Source organism: Pseudomonas sp. B3(2017) (genome assembly GCF_002113595.1).
Lineage (GTDB): Bacteria > Pseudomonadota > Gammaproteobacteria > Pseudomonadales > Pseudomonadaceae > Aquipseudomonas > Aquipseudomonas ekonensis.
The window spans coordinates 1-1,412 of sequence record NZ_NEIU01000048.1 but is presented as its reverse complement, the minus strand read 5'-3'; the positions used below and the strand labels follow the sequence as shown (position 1 = coordinate 1,412).

Genomic DNA, 1,412 nt, shown 5'->3' with positions numbered 1-1,412 from the left:
GGTTCAGGGACGAACATCGGGTTGAGGTAATGGTCGAGGGCGCGCTCGGCGGCTTCGTTGAGCTTGCGCGAGTCGGGGGATTCGTAGGGGGACGTGGGGTCGGTTTCGGGTGGGTTGGGGGTGGGTTTGAACATGGTGTAGCTCCTTGAGAAATGGAGCCGTCAGCCATCGCTGCTAAACGAATGGGTGGCGGCTGTACGCGGGTTAGCAGACCAGGCTCAAGGATCCCGGCGCACCGAAGTGCCCCACGCAAAGCCGCCATGACGCATTCAGCGGAGCTCACGTGCCTTGAGAATTGCCGGGCTGCTAAACCCGATCACTGATTCGTCAGCGACCGCCAAACGATAGAACCCGCCCCCAAGGCGCACAAGACGGCGGATTCTGGCGTAGCTGTAGGCAATGGCGCAAGGTGGCGTGGGGTGGTGGGAGTGGTTTTAAACGGAAGTAAACAGACTCGATAAAAAATGAAGTGCATAGCCATTTCGGTTGAAATGGGGGCGTATAAATAAATCCGGATAAATCTATCCGTCCCCGTTTCCGCGCATGCCTCACTGCCGTCAGCTCATACCGCAAACCAGAAAATTGTCTAGGTGGTAGTCATTGCCATGCCGGGCTGATCGTGAATTCACAATCTCGATCAATACCGTTCCTGTTGTCGCCACCGCTTCATGTGCAATGTAGAACCAGTTGGCGTTGTTGACGGTAAAAGCTTGAGATACCGAATCTCCAATCCGTATTGAAAGCACGGCGGGGTTTCCTGATGAGAGATTGAAAGCTCTTGCTTCAGCCTGGAATCGGTATCTTCTACCCACTATGACGTCGTAGGTTTTATGCAGGACGACACCAGCATGGTATTCGCCGTTTGAAGTGTTGTTGTGTAAGTAATAGGCGCCCGGTGAACCAGCAAATATGATTTCTGCACCTGCTGGTCCTTTGTTCCAGCCTCCTAGTGACAAATTGTTGAAATCCACTGAGTCATACAGTTCTTGCACTGTCAGTGTCCGCACGTTCGAATAAGTGTCAGTGTCGTGATAGAGCGACTTGGCAAAGAGGCGCCGAACGCCAAACGGTAGTGTGACCGCCAACTGCCAAATCCCGGTGGTGGCGTCGGCGGTCGCCGTACCTTTGGACTCTGCAATTGAACTATCGCCGTCGAACACCTCGACCTTCTGCCCCGCCGTCGCTGTGCCGGTGAGCGTTAGGCTTGTGTCGGCGGTGACGCCGTCGTCCGGGATCTCGACGCCCTTTGAGTCCTTCACCGACGTGAGAGTCGGCGGCTCCAGTTCGACCGCAACACCAATCAAGAACCCCAGCGGATTGGAATAGCTCACCTTGCCCGTCTCGGCCCGCCGGATGCTGTAGCTCGCCGTCAGCGTCTCCCCGCGCCGGGCCTCGAAGTGCTGCTGCACGAA

The 1,412-nt window shown here is 56.1% G+C and carries 1 pseudogene; it reads right to left on the bottom strand.

Annotation, left to right across the window (positions count from 1 at the left end):
* Positions 1-557 precede the first annotated feature (557 nt).
* Positions 558-1,412, bottom strand: a pseudogene (locus CAG33_RS28650) (hypothetical protein); the annotation flags it as partial.